This window comes from Pseudomonas sp. Root329, from assembly GCF_001424925.1.
Taxonomy (GTDB): Bacteria; Pseudomonadota; Gammaproteobacteria; order Pseudomonadales; family Pseudomonadaceae; genus Aquipseudomonas; species Aquipseudomonas arabinosi.
Map to the genome: position 1 here is coordinate 37,202 of NZ_LMCV01000006.1, position 16,936 is coordinate 54,137.

Consider the following 16,936-nt stretch of genomic DNA (forward strand, 5'->3'; position numbering starts at 1 on the left):
CGTTTGCGACCAGCGCTAAAGGCGATATGGGCAAAAAAGCCCCGCCCCGACAGGAATGCCGGGGCGGGGCGCTTTTCGTCAACGAGATAGTCGAGAAGGGCAGGGCCCTTAACGGAACATCGCGCTGATCGATTCTTCGTTGCTGATGCGGCGAACCGCTTCGGCAACTACCGGCGCGATATCCAGTTGACGGATACGCGAGCAGGCTTGAGCAGCAGCGGACAACGGGATGGTGTTAGTCACCACCAGTTCGTCCAGCATTGAGTTTTCGATGTTTTCGATCGCCCGACCGGACAGCACAGGGTGTGTGCAGTAGGCGAAAACCTTGGCAGCGCCATGCTCTTTCAGGGCCTTGGCCGCGTGGCACAGAGTGCCGGCGGTATCGACCATGTCATCGACCAGAATACAGGTACGCCCTTCGACATCACCGATGATATGCATCACTTCAGAGTGATTGGCTTTCTCACGGCGTTTGTCGATGATCCCGAGATCCACGCCCAGGGATTTGGCAACAGCACGTGCACGCACGACGCCACCAATGTCCGGGGAAACGATCATCAGGTTTTCGAAGCGCTGATCTTCAATGTCATCCACCAATACTGGGGAGCCGTAGATGTTATCTACCGGAATATCGAAGAAACCCTGGATTTGGTCAGCATGCAGATCAACCGTGAGAACACGGTCGATGCCGACTACGGTAAGCATGTCAGCAACGACTTTCGCGCTGATAGCCACACGTGCGGAACGCGGACGGCGATCCTGACGGGCATAACCAAAGTAAGGAATAACAGCAGTGATACGAGTAGCTGAGGAGCGGCGGAAGGCATCAGCCATCACTACCAGTTCCATCAGGTTATCGTTGGTCGGAGCGCAAGTCGGCTGAATAATGAAGACATCTTTACCGCGGACGTTTTCATTGATCTCGGCAGTAATTTCGCCGTCGGAGAACTTACCGACAGAGATGTCACCGAGAGGGATATGCAGCTGACGTACAACACGCCGAGCCAGATCGGGGTTAGCGTTCCCCGTAAAGACCATCATCTTGGACACGCGCAGTACCTAGAGGCTGAGGGTAACCTGGATGAGTATAGAAAATGGCAGGGGCGGCTGGATTCGAACCAACGCATGGCAGGATCAAAACCTGCTGCCTTACCGCTTGGCGACGCCCCTGTATCTGTTGCAACGAGTACCCAGTACTCGATTCCTTTTAGAGCAGACTTTGCAGCTTGCGATGCAACATCGAAATGTTGCTTCCCTTTGCTACAAACCCTGTAAGGGTCTCTGTAAGAAGGGCCGAGACTTTATCAGCTTCAGCTTTGCTTGGGAAGCCCCCAAACACACAACTTCCAGTTCCGGTGAGTTTTGCTTCGGTAAATTTACCTAACAAATTCAATGCGTTACGTACATCTGGGTAACGCATTGCTACCACCGGTAAGCAGTCATTTCGACTGTTTCCCTTGGGAACGGGGCGCACTTTAATGGGAGAAGAGTTACGTGTCAACAACGGATCTGAAAAAATTTCTGCTGTACTTACAGAGACTTGCGGCACAAGCACGAGATACCACGGTTCTTCGGGGTCTACAGGGGTCAGTTTCTCCCCCACGCCTTCGGCAAAAGCCGCGTGCCCACGCACGAAAACCGGGACGTCGGCGCCAAGCGTCAGGCCCAGCGCTGCTAGTCGATCCTCATCCCAGCCCAGTTGCCAGAGATGATTGAGGCCGAGCAAAGTCGTCGCGGCATTTGAACTGCCGCCACCGATTCCACCGCCCATGGGCAGAATTTTTTCGATCCAGATGTCGATACCGAGCGAACAACCGGATTGCTCCTGAAGTTTTTTTGCGGCTCGAACAATCAGATTGCTGTCGTGAGGAACGCCATCGAATTCGGTGTGCAGTCGAATGACACCGTCATCACGAACGGCGAACGTGATTTCATCGCCGTAATCGAGAAACTGAAAAATAGTCTGCAATTCGTGATAACCGTCTTCACGGCGACCGAGGATGTGCAGCATCAGATTGAGTTTGGCCGGGGAGGGCAGCGTCAAGCGCGGAGCGGTCATGTTCACTGCCCCAATTTGCGTGGTTGCCATTCCTTGATCACCAGCGTGACGTCAAGGTCGGTGCCGTGCAGTTTGATCCGCTCGGGTAGCCAAAAGCCGTTTTGCTCGGCATAGCTGAGGTATTCGACCTGCCAGCCATCCTGCTCAAGGCTGGCCAGGCGGCTGTCGGCATCCAGCGTCAGACGGCTTTTGCTATCCGGAGCCGGGAGCCCGCGAACCCACCAGGCCAGATTGGACACCGGTAACTTCCAGCCCAGTTGTTCTTCGACCAACACTTCAGGCGTCGGCGCTTCATAGCGGCCCTGGTTGGCGACTTCCAGCGAGACCTTGCCAGGGCGGCCGGTCAGGCGTGCTGCGCCGCGACCCAGGGGGCCGGAGAGGCGAATGTCGTAGTAATCCTGTCGCTGTAGCCAGAACAACGTGCCGCTACCCGAGTCTTTCGGGGCGCGAATGCCGATCTTGCCGTTGATCTGCCAGCCGTCGAGGCTGGTCAGTTGCTGTTTGTACGCGCGCCATTGGGCCGGGTTGCCTTGACCCTGGACCGATTCACGGGCACCGAAGCCCGCGCAACCGGCGAGCAGGGCGATGAAACTGAAAACAATGAGGTGGCGCAAAAACATAATCTTAAAGAGTCTCTGATCCGGTCAGGCGCTTGATGGTACCGCGCAGGATGGGGCTGTCGGGCTGCTCCTTGAGGAACTTGGTCCAGATTTGTCTGGCTTCCCGTTGCTTGCCATTGGCCCACAGGACTTCGCCCAGGTGCGCGGCGACTTCCTGATCGGGGAAGCGCTCCAGCGCCTGGCGCAGCAGGCGTTCGGCTTCCTCGAGATTGCCCATGCGGAAGTTCACCCAGCCGAGACTGTCGAGTACCGCCGGGTCTTCCGGATTGATCTGGTGCGCCTGTTCGATCAAGGCCTTGGCTTCGGCGTAGCGCGTCGTGCGGTCGGACAGGGTGTAACCGAGGGCGTTCAGCGCCATCGCGTTATCCGGGTCGCGCTTGATGATCAGTCGCAGGTCTTTTTCCATCTGCGCCAGGTCATTGCGTTTTTCCGCTTGCATGGCGCGGGTGTACAGCAGATTCAGATCGTCCGGGTATTGCTGCAAGGCTTGCTTCAATACATTCCAGGCCTTGTCGGGCTGTTTATTGGCGGACAAGGTTTCGGCTTCGATCAAATACAACTGAATCGCGTAATCGGGCTGCTCGTCGCGTTCCGCTGCCAGACGGCTTTGGGCTTCGGCGGTCTTGCCGTTGTTCATCAGGATATCGGCCTGACGCAATTGCGCCGGCAGGAAATCGTTGCCCGGCCCGACCTGGGCGTACTCGATCAGCGCACCTTGAGGGTCGTTGCGCTCTTCAGCGATACGACCGAGGTTCAAGTGCGCCGAATCGACATGGCTTTCCCGGGCGATCAGGTCTTCCAGATAGCCCTTGGCCTCATTCCAGGCCTTGGCTTCCAGGCAGACCAGCGCCAGGGAGTAACGCAGTTCGTCGTCTTCCGGGTACTGCTGAACCAGGCTCGAGAACTCGGCTTTGGCATCGTCCATGCGGTCCTGTTCAACCAGCATCCGCGCGTAAGTCAGGCGCAGGCGTTTGTCGTCCGGGTATTTCTTGATGCTTTTTTGCAGCAGCGGCAAGGCTTCATCGCCACGACTGAGGGTTTGCAGCAGGCGTGCGCGCAGCAGAATCGGTGCTATTTCGCCGTCGTCCGGCGGATTGTCTTCCAGCAGGCCCAGCGCACCCTTGGCGTCACCGTCCTGTTGCAGCAGCAAGGCTTTGCCGAAAATCAGCTGACTGTTTTTCGGATGGCGCTGCAATAAACGGTCAAAACCTTTCATCAAGCCGTTGCGCGTGTCCTGGTCGGTATCGGCCGCAGACAGGGCGAGGAAGTCGAAATGTGTATCGCCCTTGCCTTGCAGGACTTTCTCCATATAGACCATGGAGTCGTCATAACGCCCGGCGCGAGCCAGTTGCACGGCAGCGGCCCGTTGCGCCTCGAGGTCTTGCGGGGCGTTTTTCGCCCAGATCAACGCGGTGTCCAGGGCAGCCTGATCGGCGCCCAGGTACTCGGCGATACGGAATGCCCGCTCGGAGATGCCCGGATCCTGAGTATTGATCGCCTGGGTCACGTAGTTGTCCAGGGCAATGTCGAAACGATTGCGCTGGCCAGCCAGTTCGGCGCTCAACAGACTGAAGATGGTTTCTTCACTGAATGAGCTGTAAACCTTGGGCTTTTCAGGGGCCGGAGTGCTGTCTTCGACCGGCGGCGTACCGTCCGACGAAACGGGTGCCAAGGCCTGGCAGCCGCTGAGGAAGACAAAAGCGAGGAGCAACGCGGAAGATCTATTCATATAGGAAGAGGACGACTAACCTGCGGTCGGATCATCATGACACAAGCCTTCGGCCAAACATAACCGAGTCTCAATTGGTGTCTTTATAGAGGCAGGTCATTGGGACAATAGTCAGCGGTAGTTGTTCTGGCTCTGTCGAAGTAGGACAATTGCCGGCTTCACGTCACCATCAGCGACTTTGAATGGCCTTCCTTGCACTCGGTATTAACCACAAGACTGCTTCAGTAGACGTCCGCGAGCGCGTGGCCTTTACCCCTGAGCAGCTGGTGGAGGCCTTGCAGCAGCTCTGCCGACTCACCGACAGCCGCGAAGCTGCGATCCTCTCCACCTGCAATCGCAGTGAACTCTATATAGAACAGGATCACCTTTCGGCTGACATCATCTTGCGCTGGCTGGCCGATTATCACCATTTGAGCCTCGAAGAGCTGCGCGCGTGTGCTTATGTGCACGAAGATGATGCGGCAGTTCGTCACATGATGCGGGTGGCCTCCGGGCTCGATTCGCTGGTGTTGGGCGAACCGCAGATTCTCGGTCAGATGAAATCAGCCTACGCCGTGGCCCGCGAGGCCGGCACCATCGGTCCGTTGCTCGGGCGCCTGTTCCAGGCCACGTTCAATGCGGCCAAACAGGTGCGCACCGACACCGCCATTGGCGAGAACCCGGTGTCCGTGGCATTTGCCGCGGTCAGTCTGGCGAAACAGATTTTCAGCGACCTGCAACGCAGCCAAGCCTTGCTGATCGGCGCTGGCGAGACCATCACCCTGGTTGCCCGCCATCTGCACGAATTGGGTGTAAAGCGCATTGTCGTTGCCAACCGCACCCTGGAGCGCGCGAGCATTCTGGCCGAGCAGTTCGGCGCCCATGCAGTGTTGCTCTCGGACATCCCGGCGGAACTGGTGCGCAGCGACATCGTCATCAGCTCCACCGCCAGTCAGTTGCCGATCCTGGGCAAGGGCGCGGTGGAAAGCGCCTTGAAACTGCGCAAGCACAAGCCGATCTTCATGGTAGACATCGCTGTCCCCCGGGATATCGAGCCGGAAGTCGGCGAACTGGACGACGTTTACCTTTACAGCGTCGACGATCTCCATGAAGTGGTCGCCGAGAACCTCAAGAGTCGCCAGGGCGCAGCCCAGGCGGCAGAGGAGATGGTCTCGGTCGGTGCCGAAGATTTCATGGTTCGCCTGCGTGAGCTGGCGGCGGTGGATGTGCTCAAGGCCTACCGCCAACAAAGCGAGCGCATGCGCGACGAAGAATTGCAGAAGGCCCAGCGCATGCTGGCCAACGGCAGCAGCGCCGAAGACGTGCTGGTGCAACTGGCGCGGGGCCTGACCAACAAACTCTTGCACGCACCGAGCGTGCAGTTGAAAAAGCTCTCTGCCGAAGGCCGCCTCGATGCGCTGGCCATGGCCCAGGAACTCTTTGCCCTGAATGAGGGCTCATCGGATAGCTTTTCGGATAAAAAACCGCAATGAAAGCGTCACTGCTCAATAAGCTGGACATCCTCCAGGACCGTTTCGAGGAATTGACCGCCTTGCTTGGCGACGGCGAAGTCATTTCCGATCAGAACAAATTCCGCACCTATTCCAAGGAATACGCGGAAGTCGAACCGATTGTCGAAACCTATAAACAGTTGCTCAAAGTACAAGGCGATCTCGAGGGCGCTCAGGCGCTGCTCAAGGACAACGACCCGGACATGCGCGAAATGGCCGTGGAAGAAGTCCGCGAAGCCAAAGAGCAACTGATCGAGATCGAAGCCAGCCTGCAACGCATGCTGCTGCCCAAGGATCCGAACGATGGGCGTAACGTGTTCCTCGAAATCCGCGCTGGCACCGGCGGTGACGAGGCGGCGATTTTCTCTGGCGACCTGTTCCGTATGTATTCGCGTTACGCCGAGCGTCGCGGCTGGCGGGTGGAAATCCTCTCGGAGAACATCGGTGAACATGGCGGCTTTAAAGAAGTCATCGCCCGAGTCGAAGGCGACAACGTCTACGGCAAGCTGAAATTCGAATCTGGTGCCCACCGCGTGCAGCGGGTTCCGGCTACTGAATCCCAGGGTCGCATCCACACCTCGGCCTGCACCGTGGCCGTGTTGCCCGAGCCGGACGAGCAGGAAGCGATCGAAATCAATCCTTCGGATTTGCGCATCGACACCTACAAATCCTCCGGTGCCGGTGGTCAGCACGTTAACAAAACGGACTCGGCGATCCGCATTACGCACTTGCCGTCCGGTATTGTCGTCGAGTGCCAGGAAGAGCGTTCCCAGCACAAGAACCGCGCCCGGGCGATGTCCTGGCTGTCGGCCAAGCTCAACGATCAGCAGACCAGCGCCGCCGCGAACGCTATCGCCAGCGAGCGTAAATTGCTGGTCGGTTCGGGCGATCGCTCGGAGCGGATCCGCACGTATAACTTTGCCCAGGGGCGGGTCACCGACCACCGGGTCAACCTGACGCTGTATTCCCTCGACGAAATCCTCGCGGGTGGTGTCGATGCGGTGATCGAGCCGTTGCTGGCCGAATACCAGGCCGACCAATTGGCAGCGATAGGTGAGTAAATGACGATCATTGCCAGTTTGTTACGCGCCGCCGACTTGCCGGATTCGCCCTCCGCGCGCCTGGATGCCGAATTGTTGCTGGCCGCTGCGTTGGGCAAGTCCCGCAGTTTTCTGCACACCTGGCCCGAGCGCATCGTTCCGAGCGAAGCGGCGCTTAAATTTGCCGAGTATTTGCAGCGCCGCCGTGGCGGTGAGCCAGTGGCCTACATCCTCGGCCAGCAAGGTTTCTGGAAGCTTGATCTGGAAGTGGCGCCGCATACGCTGATCCCGCGCCCGGACACCGAGCTGTTAGTGGAAGCGGCGCTTGAGCTCCTGCCAGCCACACCTGCCAAGGTCCTCGATCTCGGCACCGGCAGCGGCGCCATTGCCCTGGCTCTGGCCAGCGAGCGTCCGGCCTGGAAGGTAACGGCCGTGGATCGCGTGCTCGAAGCCGTGGCCCTGGCCGAGCGCAATCGCCAGCGCTTGCACCTGAACAACGCCACCGTGCTGAGCAGTCATTGGTTCAGTGCGCTGGAAGGTCAGCGTTTTCAGCTGATCATCAGCAATCCGCCTTACATCGCCTCAGCCGATCCGCATCTGGTCGAAGGAGATGTGCGCTTCGAACCGGCCAGTGCCTTGGTGGCTGGCGTCGACGGGCTCGACGATCTGCGTCTGATCGTCGCCCAGTCGCCGGATTATCTGGAGGCGGGCGGTTGGTTGATGCTTGAACACGGTTACGATCAAGCCACTGCGGTACGCGACTTGTTGCTGACACGCGGTTTTGAAGAAGTCCACAGCCGCACCGATCTGGGCGGTCACGAACGTATCAGCCTGGGGCGCCTGCCGTGCTGAATGATCAGGAATTGTTGCGCTACAGTCGGCAAATTCTGTTGCAACACGTCGACATCGACGGCCAGTTGCGACTGAAAGAAAGCCGCGTATTGATCGTCGGTCTCGGCGGCCTCGGCTCGCCGGTTGCGCTGTATCTGGCAGCCGCCGGCGTCGGCGCGTTGCATTTGGCGGATTTCGACACTGTCGATCTGACCAACCTGCAACGCCAGATCGTCCACGACACCGACAGCGTCGGCCTGAGCAAGGTCGATTCGGCTATACGCCGACTGAGCGTGATCAATCCCGAGATTCAGTTGATCGCCCATCGCACCGCGCTGGACGAAGATTCCCTGGCCGCCGCCGTGGCCGCGGTGGATCTGGTGCTGGACTGTTCCGACAATTTCTCCACCCGCGAGGCGGTCAACGCTGCGTGTGTCGCCGCTGGCAAACCTCTGGTCAGTGGCGCTGCGATTCGACTGGAAGGGCAGTTGTCGGTGTTCGATCCGCGTCGCCCGGAAAGCCCGTGCTACCACTGTTTATATGGTCACGGCAGCGAAGCCGAACTGACCTGCAGCGAAGCCGGCGTCGTCGGGCCGTTGGTCGGCCTGGTGGGCAGCCTTCAGGCGCTGGAAGCCATGAAATTGTTGGTGGGTTTCGGCGAGCCGCTGGTGGGGCGCCTGTTGTTGATCGATGCCTTGGGCTCGCGCTTTCGCGAATTGCGGGTCAAGCGTGATCCGGGCTGCAGCGTCTGTGGTTCGAAGCATGCGTGAAGCGCCGATTGGCGTGTTCGACTCCGGTGTCGGTGGGCTTTCGGTGCTGGCCGAGATCCAGCGTTTGCTGCCCAACGAGTCACTGTTGTATGTCGCCGATTGCGGGAATATTCCCTACGGCGAGAAAACTCCGGAATTCATCCGTCATCGCTGCAGTGTGATGGCCGGTTTTTTTCAGCAGCAGGGCGCGAAGGCCTTGGTGCTGGCCTGCAATACGGCGACGGTCGCTGGCGTTGCAGACTTGCGGCGCGATTATCCCGAGTGGCCCATCGTCGGTATGGAGCCGGCGGTCAAACCGGCCGCTGCCGCCACCCGCAGCGGTGTGGTCGGTGTGCTCGCCACCACCGGCACCTTGCAGAGTGCCAAGTTCGCCGCGTTGCTCGACCGTTTCGCCATCGATGTGCGAGTCATCACTCAGCCGTGCCCCGGGCTGGTGGAGCTGATTGAAAACGGCGATCTGCACAGCGAGGCATTGCGCCAGTTGCTGGCCAGGTATGTCGAGCCGCTGCTCGGCGCCGGGTGCGACACGATAATTCTTGGCTGCACGCATTACCCCTTCCTAAAGCCGTTGCTAAAGCAGATGATCCCCGATGACATCAGCCTGATTGACACCGGCGCCGCTGTAGCGCGGCAACTTCAGCGTCTGTTGGCCGAGCGTGAATTGCTCGCCGAAGGGCCGGCACGTGCTGCGCAGTTCTGGACGAGTGCCGATCCGGAGCATTTCAGAAATATCTTGCCGATACTGTGGAATACCGCTGGCGTTGTGCGAAGCTTCAAGGAGTAAACAAATCTTGGGGCAAGCGAATAATTGGGGTGAACTTCTGATTAAACGTCGACTTCTATAGCGTCAAGCAACAAAAAAACCATACGAAATCGTTCGGAAAAGGATGTTTCTAATGAAGCGACTATTCTGCTTGGCCGCGATTGCGGCCGCACTGATGGGGCACAGTTTTACCGCACAGGCGGCAGGCGTGGAGTTCGCGGTCGGCGAGACCAGCGACTCGACCATGACCTATCGACTGGGTATGCAATTCGATTGGGACAAGAGCTGGTTGCAGAGTGATATCGGTCGTGTGACCGGTTACTGGAGCGGTGCCTACACCTATTGGGAAGGCGACACGACCTCCAGCAACCACAGCCTGTCGTTCTCGCCTGTGTTTGTTTACGAGTTTGCCGGTCAGAACGTCAAGCCATACCTGGAGGCCGGGATTGGCGTGGCGTTGTTCTCTCATAGCGAACTTGAAAACAACAACCTCGGTGGTGCTTTTCAGTTCGAAGACCGATTCGGCTTTGGTCTGCGCTTTGCGGGCGGACATGAAGTCGGGATTCGTGCGACGCACTACTCCAATGCCGGTCTTAACAGTTACAACGACGGCGTAGAAAGCTACTCGCTGCACTACACGATGCCGCTCTAAGCCTTGGCGCTTTTAATGTGGGAGCGAGCTTGCTCGCGATGGCGGCATGTCAGTCAACATCAGTGTTGAATGTTAAATCGCTATCGCGAGCAAGCTCGCTCCCACATTGGATCTTCATTGGTCTGACTTTCAGCGATACGCCGTGGTAATCCCTTGGCGTTCGTCGATGCATTCCGGTGCGCCCATCTCGAACTCCCGGCAGATCAACGGGCGTTTTTCATAGATGGTGCACATCATCGTGTTGCGATCCAGCGCGGCGCACCAGCCGTCATCCAGGCGCAGCATGACTTCCCCGCCCCAATCATCGGTATCGATAAAGCGTTCGGGCACGCCCGTGTCCGTGATCAGCATGACTTCGAGCTGACAGCAGCAAGCTGCGCAGGTCGAGCATGTGACCGCAGGCTCGGCGATTTGCGTATGGGGAATGGTTTTCATGGCGCCCAGTGTAAGGCAGTGGGCCGGTGCTGTGTGAAAGGCCTGACGGACGCTTGGTCGCCGGGTTCGAACAGGGTGATCTCATGGCTGCGATTCAGCAGCCAGGTGCGATCAGCCTCGAGATGCAGGTGATTTCACGGCTGGTCCTTGATCGGAGGATTGCTGCGCACCATGCGTTTGCCGATCGCCAGTTTCCCCCGGTTGGGTCCTTTCGACAGCGGCCAGAGGTCGGCCATGAACAGCGCTGGAAAGGCTAATTCCAGCGGACGATTCTTGAGTTCGGCGAAGATGTAGCGTGCTGACTTGTCCACCGGCCAGCTGAGTGGCATGGGGATGTTTTGCGCCGACAGCGGAGTCTCGACAAACCCCGGGCTGACCACGGTGACTTCGATGCCTTGCGGTGCAAGATCAATTCGCGACGATTCAAACAGGTAACGCAGCCCGGGCTTTGAGGCGCCATGAGCCTCGGACCGCGGCAGCGGCAAGTAGGTGACCGAGCTGGCGACGCCCACCAGATGCGGCGCGGTGCCGGCGCACAAGAGTGGCAGGGCAGCCTGGATGCAATAGCTGCTGGCAAGCAGGTTAGTGCGCACGACATGCTCGACGATCGACGAATCGAACTGCTGAACGTCGACGTATTCGCAAGTGCCGGCGTTGAGGATCACCGTGTCCAGAGCTCCCCACGCCTCAGCGATCTGCTCGCCGATTTCTCGCACGGTCTGGCTGTTGGTCAGGTCACCGGCCACCACCAGCACTTGTCCCGGATAACGCTGGGACAAGACTTTGAGTGGCGCCACCGAGCGAGCGCTCACCGCGAGGTGAGCTCCGGTTTTCAGTATTTCTTCGGCCAGCGAGGCGCCAATGCCGTTGCTGGCACCCGTCAGCCAGTATCGCCGTGGAGGTGTAAAACTCATCCCATTCTCCTTTTCAGTCAGGCAATTGCCCGGCAGGTTGTCGTGATGGCAGGTTCTTGAACGCGACCAGCGCCCGTTGGCGTGAGCTACTCAAATTGACGATCGGCGACGGATAATCCGCCACGCCGAACAGGCCACCGAGGTTCGCCGGGTTGTGCACTTCTTTCTTGTTCAGCTTGGCCAGCTCCGGCAGCCAGTGCTTGATAAACAACCCCTCGCTGTCGAATTTCTCCGACTGGCTCAGCGGGTTGAAAATCCGGAAGTAGGGCGCCGAATCGGTTCCAGTGGACGAGCTCCACTGCCAGCCACCGTTGTTCGCCGCCAGGTCGCCATCGATCAGATGACGCATGAAAAAACGCTCGCCTACACGCCAGTCGATCAGCAGGTTCTTGGTCAGGAACATCGCCACCACCATGCGCAGGCGGTTGTGCATCCAGCCGGTTTCAAGCAATTGGCGCATGGCCGCGTCGATTATCGGCAGGCCGGTACGGGCCTCTTGCCAGGCCAGGAGTTCATCTGGGGCATCGCGCCAGGCGAGGGCTTCGGTTTCCGGGCGGAAGGCGCGATGACGCGAGACCCGTGGGTAGCCCACCAGAATGTGTTTGTAGAATTCGCGCCACAGCAATTCGTTGATCCAGGTGACGGCGCCGACCTTGCCACTTTCGAACTCGCCCTGATTGCTTTGCAGCGCGGCGTGCAGACATTGGCGGGGGGAAATCACCCCGGCGGCGAGATAGGCCGACAGCTGACTGGTGCCCGGTTTGGCCGGGAAATCGCGTTCGTTTTTGTAGTCGTCGATCCGGGCTTCGGCGAAGGTGACGAGGCGGCGGTGGGCTTCGGCTTCACCGGCAGGCCAAAGACTGCGCAAGCTGTCGCTGGGCGTTGCGAAGCCTTCAACGTTCGATGGGATCTTGTCGTTGCTGATCGCCAACGGCGCCTGTACGGCGGGTGCTGAGACCCGTCTCGGTAACGACCCGCGCAGGCGGTCGTAGCACACCTTTCGGAACTGGCTGAACACCTGGAAGTAAGTGCCCGTTTTGGTCAGCACGGTGCCCGGTTTGAACAGCAGTTGATCAAGGTAGCTATAAAAGTCGATGGCATTGGCTTTCAGCGTCTTGGCCACGGCGGTGTCACGACGGCTTTCATCAATGCCGTACTCCTCGTTGACGTGCACCGCGTCAATCTTCAACTGTAGGCAAAGATCGAGCAGGACCTTGGGTGCGTCCTCCCAGCGAGATGCCTTACGGATCAACAAGGGAATGTTCAGCTCATCCAACGCGCTGCGTAACTCGCTCAGGTTGCGCAGCCAGAAATCCACTTTGCACGGCGCGTCATCGTGCTCCAGCCATTGCTTCGGGCTCAGCAGATACACCGCCACAGTCGGGCCGCGGGCTGCGGCGGCCGAAAGGGCGGTGTTGTCCTGTAGGCGCAAGTCGCTGCGCAACCAAATCAATTGCAGAGAGGAGTCCGTACGATTCATTAAAAATTCGCCATTAAATGAGCCCACGCTGAACCAGGCCCTGATGCGCCGCTAACGGATCTTCAGCCAGGAACAAATCAGTAATCTTGAACGTTCGTGCGGACAACTCGGCGTGGTGGATGCACACCGTGGGTCCGGCAATCATTTTTGGGCAACTGACACCATTCAAAAGTTTCGGTAGCTGCGAAAGGTTCATGGCTTTGCTGGAGTACAGCAGAACGCCGCGGGCTTGCAGATGATCGACCGCCAGCGCGAGTTCGCCGGCGGGAAGTGGCCAGTCGAACACCTCCACCGGGCAATCGGCGCTGCTGATCAGCCAGGCGGTCAGCCACAGGTGAGGCTCCAGTGGCAGGTCCGATTGATTGATCAACAACAGTGGCGCGGTGCGTAACTGACGGTTGTTATGGTAGATGCGTGCGCCAAATTTGCTGCGTAACCAAGAGTAAAAAAACACCCGCTCCATCTGCGCGCCGAACTGGCCTTGCCAGCGTTGCTCCAGTTCAGCCAGTAACGGCATCAGCAGTTGTGCGCACAAGGTTCGTGGTGGATACAACGCCATGGCCTGATTGACGGTGTCATCGAGGGTGCGCTCGTTCAGTTGAGTGACCGCTTGCAGCAGCGTATGACGCATCACTTGCCAATCGTTTTCGACGGACTCGGTAAAGGCCTGCGGGGTGTCGAGCAGTTGCTTGACCTGGCTGACGGCCACGCCACGGTTGAGCCAGGTGAGAATCGTCAGGATGCGTTGAACGTGTTCGGCAGAGAACAGCCGATGCCCCTTGGGCGTGCGTTGCGGCACGATCAGGCCATAACGCCGTTCCCAGGCCCGCAGGGTGACGGCGTTCACGCCGGTCTGCCGCGCGACCTCACGGATCGGCAGCCAGCCTTCGTCGAGGGCTTTCTTGAAGTCGGTGCCGAGGTCTTCGCTGGCGCTGGTGTCGAGTGGGCTTTTCATTCGATTGTCATTAGATCGCGTTTCGCAGACTGAGATTTTCCGGATGCGGTTGCAGGTAAACCTGTTGCGCAATGTATGGATCCGGGTGTTGACGGAAGTAGTGTTTGAGCAGCGTCAACGGCACCACCAGCGGCACGATGCCGTGGCGGTACTGACCGATGACGTGCTGCACTTCCTGTTTGTCTTCAGGGCTGATCGTCTGTTTGAGATAGCCACTGATGTGTTGCAGGACGTTGGTGTGGGTGCGGCGTGTGGCACATTTTTTCAAGGCCGCCATCAGTTCGCTGAAATAGCGTGGACCGAGTTCGTTCGGATCGGTCTGGCCCATGTTGCCCAGCAGGTTACCCAGGGTTTTGTATTGCACCGGGTTGTGGGCCATCAGCAGGTATTTGTAGCGCGAGTGAAAGTCCGTGAGGCCACGGCGAGTCAGGCCTTCGCGCAGCAACTGCTGCCAGGCGCTATAGGCGAATACGCGGGTGAGGAAGTTTTCTCGCAGCACCGGGTCGTTGAGTCGGCCGTCTTCTTCCACCGGTAAATCCGGATGTCGCTCGCAGAACGCCTGGGCGTAGATGCCACGGCCACCACCGTCCACCGGCGCACCGTTGGCGTGGTAGACCTTGACCCGATCCAGGCCGCATGACGGGGATTTCTGCATGAATATGTAGCCGCAGAGATCGCCCAGTTCCGCGGCCATCTTCTGACCGTACTCGGCGAGCGGCCGGGTGACATTGAGTATTGGGTTAACGGTGCCGACGGCTTCGGGATGTTGTGGATCGCCCACCAGACGGATCGGTTCACGGGGAATGCCGAGACCGATGGCGACTTCCGGACAGACCGGGATGAAATCGAAATAGTCAGTGAGGGTGCGACTGCACAGCCGCGATTCCTTGTGCCCGCCGTTGTAACGCACTTCTGCGCCCATCAGGCAGGCGCTGATGGCGATCTTCGGTTTCACGGTGACATGGGGCATCGGAGCACCTCGAATCTAAACCTGTACAGACTGCTCGGTCTGTACAACATAACTTCATCATAGATTCAAAGGTGTACAAGTCAAATTGTTTGTATAGGTTTTGCCGTCGGGCCTCCTACCGGATCGATGCGGCTCACTGCAGATGCGCATGCAAGCGGCGGGCGGCTTCCTGGCCGCTGAGCCAAGCGCCTTCGACACGACCGGACAAGCACCAGTCGCCACACACATAGAGGCCCAGATCGGCATCGGCCAGGGCTCCCCATTCATGGCTGTTGGCGGGCCGGGCGTAGAGCCAGCGGTGGGCGAGGCTGAAGGTCGGGGCGGGCATGGCGTCGTGCAGCAGCTCGGCAAATGCGCCGTGCAATTGCTCGATCACCGCTTCCTTGGACAGGTCGATATGTTGCCGACTCCAGGCGCTGGTCGCGTGCAAAACCCAAGTGTCCAGCGTGTTGTCACGTCCCGGTTTGCTGCGGTTGCGAGCCAGCCAGTCGAGTGGACTGTCCTGTACGAAGCAGCCTTCCATGGGCGTATCCAGCGGTGTCTCGAACGCCAGTGCGACAGCCCAGGTCGGGTCCATTTTCACTCCGGCGGCGGCACCGGCGAGTTTCGGTGCGGAGGCCAGCAGTGCAGTCGCCTGAGGCGCCGGCGTGGCGATAATCACATGACTGAACGGGCCGTGGGTGAAGCCTTCGGCGTCCTGCAGATGCCAGTGCTCCTCGCCGCGATAGACCTCGGTAATGCGGCAGGCGAAATGCACTTCCAGGTCGCCGAGCAGGCCGCGGGTAATGGCGCTCATGCGCGGCGTGCCGACCCAGCGCGTCTGTTCGTCCGGCGACAGGCTGAGCTGGCCGCCATGGAAGGTGTAGAGCTGCGGCATCCATTCAGCGACCCAGCCGTTGCCTTGCCAGCGCTGGACTTCAGTGACGAAGCGGCGATCGCGGGCAGTGAAATATTGCGCGCCCATGTCCAGAGCACCCGCATCGCTGCGCTTGCTCGACATGCGTCCGCCACTGCCGCGGCTTTTATCGAAAAGTTGAACGACATGCCCGACCTCTGTCAGGGCCTGGGCGGCGGAGAGCCCGGCGATGCCGGTGCCGATGATTGCGATAGGTACAGTCATAGGGGCCTCGTTTACCTTTCTGTACAGACTACGCCGTGGTTGAAACCTGTACAATATTGTTTTTTGGTATAACTTTTAGCGTTCTCGTTCTGACAGCTTGGCCTATTGTTAATCACAGAGCCTGCCCGATACCAAAGATCCCTGCTTATAAAAATAGACTAGTGATCAGGGTAAAACGCTACGCGAGGAAGTAGTCATGCACATATTGCTGACCGGCGGTACTGGTTTGATAGGACGTCAACTCTGCCGCCTCTGGTTGGGTCAGGGTCATCACCTGACGGTCTGGAGTCGCAAGCCTGAAAAAGTCGCGAAAATCTGCGGTGCCCAAGTGCGCGGAGTGGCCCGCCTCGAGGACATCGGCCGGGAGTCAGTGGATGCGATTATCAACCTCGCAGGTGCACCGATTGCCGATCGTCCCTGGACAACCAGACGCAAAGCGCTGTTGTGGAGCAGCCGAATCACCCTGACCGAAACCCTGCTGGCCTGGCTCGAAACCCGTGAACAAAAACCGCAGGTGTTGATTTCGGGGTCTGCGGTCGGTTGGTACGGTGACGGGGGCGAACGGGAATTGACCGAGAAGTCGCCACCGGTTATCGATGATTTCGCCAGCCAGTTGTGCATCGCCTGGGAAGAAACCGCCCAGCGTGCCGAAGGCTCGGGCATTCGCGTGATCTTCATTCGTACCGGGCTGGTGTTGTCGGCCGAGGGCGGCTTTTTGTCGCGGCTGTTGCTGCCGTTCAAAGTGGGGCTGGGCGGGCCTATCGGCAGTGGCCGGCAGTGGATGCCGTGGATCCATATCAACGATCAAATCGCCCTGATTGATTTTCTTCTGCGTCAGGAACACGCCAGTGGTCCTTATAATGCCTGCGCACCCAAGCCGGTGCGCAACCGCGAGTTTGCCAAGACGTTGGGCAGCGTGCTGCACCGCCCGACGTTCATGCCCATGCCGGCCCTGGCGTTAAAGGTGTGTCTGGGCGAATTGTCGTTGCTGTTGCTGGGCGGCCAGAAGGCCGTACCGGCTCGCTTGCTGGAAGCGGGTTTCACTTTCCAGTTCACTGATTTGCGCGCGGCTCTGGACGACCTTTCCAGCCGCCTTTGAAATAGGACG

17 protein-coding genes and 1 tRNA gene are annotated in these 16,936 nt (G+C 59.0%); 7 read left to right on the forward strand and 11 right to left on the reverse strand.

Features of this window, described 5'->3' with window-relative positions; all coding sequences use genetic code 11:
• Positions 1-108: 108 nt before the first annotated feature.
• The 5 genes from ASC74_RS08410 to ASC74_RS08430 form a co-directional block, all read right to left on the reverse strand.
• Positions 109-1,050 (reverse strand): ribose-phosphate pyrophosphokinase, encoded by a 942-nt coding sequence (locus tag ASC74_RS08410; RefSeq protein ID WP_003208392.1) that lies wholly within the window; start codon positions 1,048-1,050, stop codon positions 109-111.
• Positions 1,051-1,095: 45 nt separating this feature from the next.
• Positions 1,096-1,170, reverse strand: a tRNA-Gln gene (locus ASC74_RS08415).
• Between the two features lie 37 nt (positions 1,171-1,207).
• A complete protein-coding gene (ispE, locus tag ASC74_RS08420) occupies positions 1,208-2,059 on the reverse strand; it encodes a 4-(cytidine 5'-diphospho)-2-C-methyl-D-erythritol kinase (protein ID WP_056740791.1) in 852 nt (283 codons plus the stop codon).
• Positions 2,060-2,061: 2 nt separating this feature from the next.
• Positions 2,062-2,679: a lipoprotein insertase outer membrane protein LolB gene (gene lolB, locus ASC74_RS08425; RefSeq protein ID WP_056740793.1), complete on the reverse strand. Its 618-nt coding sequence runs from the start codon at positions 2,677-2,679 to the stop codon at positions 2,062-2,064.
• 4 nt (positions 2,680-2,683) lie between these two features.
• A complete protein-coding gene (locus ASC74_RS08430; protein WP_056740795.1) occupies positions 2,684-4,408 on the reverse strand; it encodes a tetratricopeptide repeat protein in 1,725 nt (574 codons plus the stop codon).
• Between the two features lie 182 nt (positions 4,409-4,590).
• Between ASC74_RS08430 and hemA the strand changes: the two genes are divergently transcribed.
• The 6 genes from hemA (at position 4,591) to ASC74_RS08460 (ending at position 9,954) form a co-directional block, all read left to right on the forward strand.
• Entirely contained in the window at positions 4,591-5,880 is a 1,290-nt protein-coding gene (hemA, locus tag ASC74_RS08435; RefSeq protein WP_046048307.1) for a glutamyl-tRNA reductase, read from the forward strand.
• Entirely contained in the window at positions 5,877-6,959 is a 1,083-nt protein-coding gene (prfA, locus tag ASC74_RS08440; protein ID WP_056740797.1) for a peptide chain release factor 1, read from the forward strand. The genes hemA and prfA overlap by 4 nt, the downstream gene beginning before the upstream one ends.
• Positions 6,960-7,790, forward strand: a complete 831-nt coding sequence (prmC, locus tag ASC74_RS08445) for a peptide chain release factor N(5)-glutamine methyltransferase (protein WP_056740799.1) — start codon at positions 6,960-6,962, stop codon at positions 7,788-7,790.
• Positions 7,784-8,539, forward strand: coding sequence for a molybdopterin-synthase adenylyltransferase MoeB (locus ASC74_RS08450; RefSeq protein WP_056740801.1), 756 nt, complete (start codon positions 7,784-7,786; stop codon positions 8,537-8,539). The genes prmC and ASC74_RS08450 overlap by 7 nt, the downstream gene beginning before the upstream one ends.
• A complete protein-coding gene (gene murI, locus ASC74_RS08455) occupies positions 8,532-9,323 on the forward strand; it encodes a glutamate racemase (RefSeq protein ID WP_056740803.1) in 792 nt (263 codons plus the stop codon). Before ASC74_RS08450 ends, murI begins: the two co-directional genes overlap by 8 nt.
• Before the next feature lie 112 nt (positions 9,324-9,435).
• Positions 9,436-9,954 (forward strand): acyloxyacyl hydrolase, encoded by a 519-nt coding sequence (locus ASC74_RS08460; protein WP_056740805.1) that lies wholly within the window; start codon positions 9,436-9,438, stop codon positions 9,952-9,954.
• A 129-nt stretch (positions 9,955-10,083) separates the two neighbouring features.
• Here the strand turns inward: ASC74_RS08460 and ASC74_RS08465 are convergent, their stop codons facing one another.
• The 6 genes from ASC74_RS08465 to ASC74_RS08490 form a co-directional block, all read right to left on the reverse strand.
• Positions 10,084-10,389: a YkgJ family cysteine cluster protein gene (locus ASC74_RS08465; protein WP_008153413.1), complete on the reverse strand. Its 306-nt coding sequence runs from the start codon at positions 10,387-10,389 to the stop codon at positions 10,084-10,086.
• Between the two features lie 134 nt (positions 10,390-10,523).
• Positions 10,524-11,303 carry an SDR family NAD(P)-dependent oxidoreductase gene (locus tag ASC74_RS08470; protein ID WP_056740807.1) on the reverse strand — a complete coding sequence of 260 codons (780 nt, stop codon included), beginning with the start codon at positions 11,301-11,303 and terminating at the stop codon, positions 10,524-10,526.
• Positions 11,304-11,316: 13 nt separating this feature from the next.
• Positions 11,317-12,762 carry a deoxyribodipyrimidine photo-lyase gene (gene phrB, locus ASC74_RS08475; RefSeq protein WP_156400806.1) on the reverse strand — a complete coding sequence of 482 codons (1,446 nt, stop codon included), beginning with the start codon at positions 12,760-12,762 and terminating at the stop codon, positions 11,317-11,319.
• 34 nt (positions 12,763-12,796) lie between these two features.
• On the reverse strand, positions 12,797-13,738 hold the full coding sequence (locus ASC74_RS08480; RefSeq protein ID WP_056740810.1) for a MerR family transcriptional regulator: 942 nt from the start codon (positions 13,736-13,738) through the stop codon (positions 12,797-12,799).
• 10 nt (positions 13,739-13,748) lie between these two features.
• Positions 13,749-14,708 carry a YbgA family protein gene (locus ASC74_RS08485; RefSeq protein WP_056740812.1) on the reverse strand — a complete coding sequence of 320 codons (960 nt, stop codon included), beginning with the start codon at positions 14,706-14,708 and terminating at the stop codon, positions 13,749-13,751.
• A 133-nt stretch (positions 14,709-14,841) separates the two neighbouring features.
• The gene (locus tag ASC74_RS08490; protein ID WP_056740814.1) at positions 14,842-15,828 is read right to left on the reverse strand and encodes an NAD(P)/FAD-dependent oxidoreductase; all 987 of its coding nucleotides are present in this window, start codon (positions 15,826-15,828) and stop codon (positions 14,842-14,844) included.
• Positions 15,829-16,024: 196 nt separating this feature from the next.
• On the opposite strand from ASC74_RS08490, the gene ASC74_RS08495 reads away from it, so the two are divergent.
• Positions 16,025-16,927, forward strand: a complete 903-nt coding sequence (locus tag ASC74_RS08495) for a TIGR01777 family oxidoreductase (RefSeq protein ID WP_056740816.1) — start codon at positions 16,025-16,027, stop codon at positions 16,925-16,927.
• Positions 16,928-16,936: the final 9 nt, after the last annotated feature.

Bases quoted from the DNA above. Each gene is read 5' to 3' on its own strand.
- hemA (WP_046048307.1), top strand. From the start codon at position 4,591: ATGGCCTTCCTTGCACTCGGTATTAACCACAAGACTGCTTCAGTAGAC.
- ASC74_RS08465 (WP_008153413.1), bottom strand. From the start codon at position 10,389: ATGAAAACCATTCCCCATACGCAAATCGCCGAGCCTGCGGTCACATGC.
- murI (WP_056740803.1), top strand. From the start codon at position 8,532: ATGCGTGAAGCGCCGATTGGCGTGTTCGACTCCGGTGTCGGTGGGCTT.
- ispE (WP_056740791.1), bottom strand. From the start codon at position 2,059: ATGACCGCTCCGCGCTTGACGCTGCCCTCCCCGGCCAAACTCAATCTG.
- ASC74_RS08430 (WP_056740795.1), bottom strand. From the start codon at position 4,408: ATGAATAGATCTTCCGCGTTGCTCCTCGCTTTTGTCTTCCTCAGCGGC.
- ASC74_RS08495 (WP_056740816.1), top strand. From the start codon at position 16,025: ATGCACATATTGCTGACCGGCGGTACTGGTTTGATAGGACGTCAACTC.
- ASC74_RS08485 (WP_056740812.1), bottom strand. From the start codon at position 14,708: ATGCCCCATGTCACCGTGAAACCGAAGATCGCCATCAGCGCCTGCCTG.
- lolB (WP_056740793.1), bottom strand. From the start codon at position 2,679: ATGTTTTTGCGCCACCTCATTGTTTTCAGTTTCATCGCCCTGCTCGCC.
- prfA (WP_056740797.1), top strand. From the start codon at position 5,877: ATGAAAGCGTCACTGCTCAATAAGCTGGACATCCTCCAGGACCGTTTC.
- ASC74_RS08460 (WP_056740805.1), top strand. From the start codon at position 9,436: ATGAAGCGACTATTCTGCTTGGCCGCGATTGCGGCCGCACTGATGGGG.
- prmC (WP_056740799.1), top strand. From the start codon at position 6,960: ATGACGATCATTGCCAGTTTGTTACGCGCCGCCGACTTGCCGGATTCG.
- ASC74_RS08480 (WP_056740810.1), bottom strand. From the start codon at position 13,738: ATGAAAAGCCCACTCGACACCAGCGCCAGCGAAGACCTCGGCACCGAC.
- ASC74_RS08470 (WP_056740807.1), bottom strand. From the start codon at position 11,303: ATGAGTTTTACACCTCCACGGCGATACTGGCTGACGGGTGCCAGCAAC.
- ASC74_RS08490 (WP_056740814.1), bottom strand. From the start codon at position 15,828: ATGACTGTACCTATCGCAATCATCGGCACCGGCATCGCCGGGCTCTCC.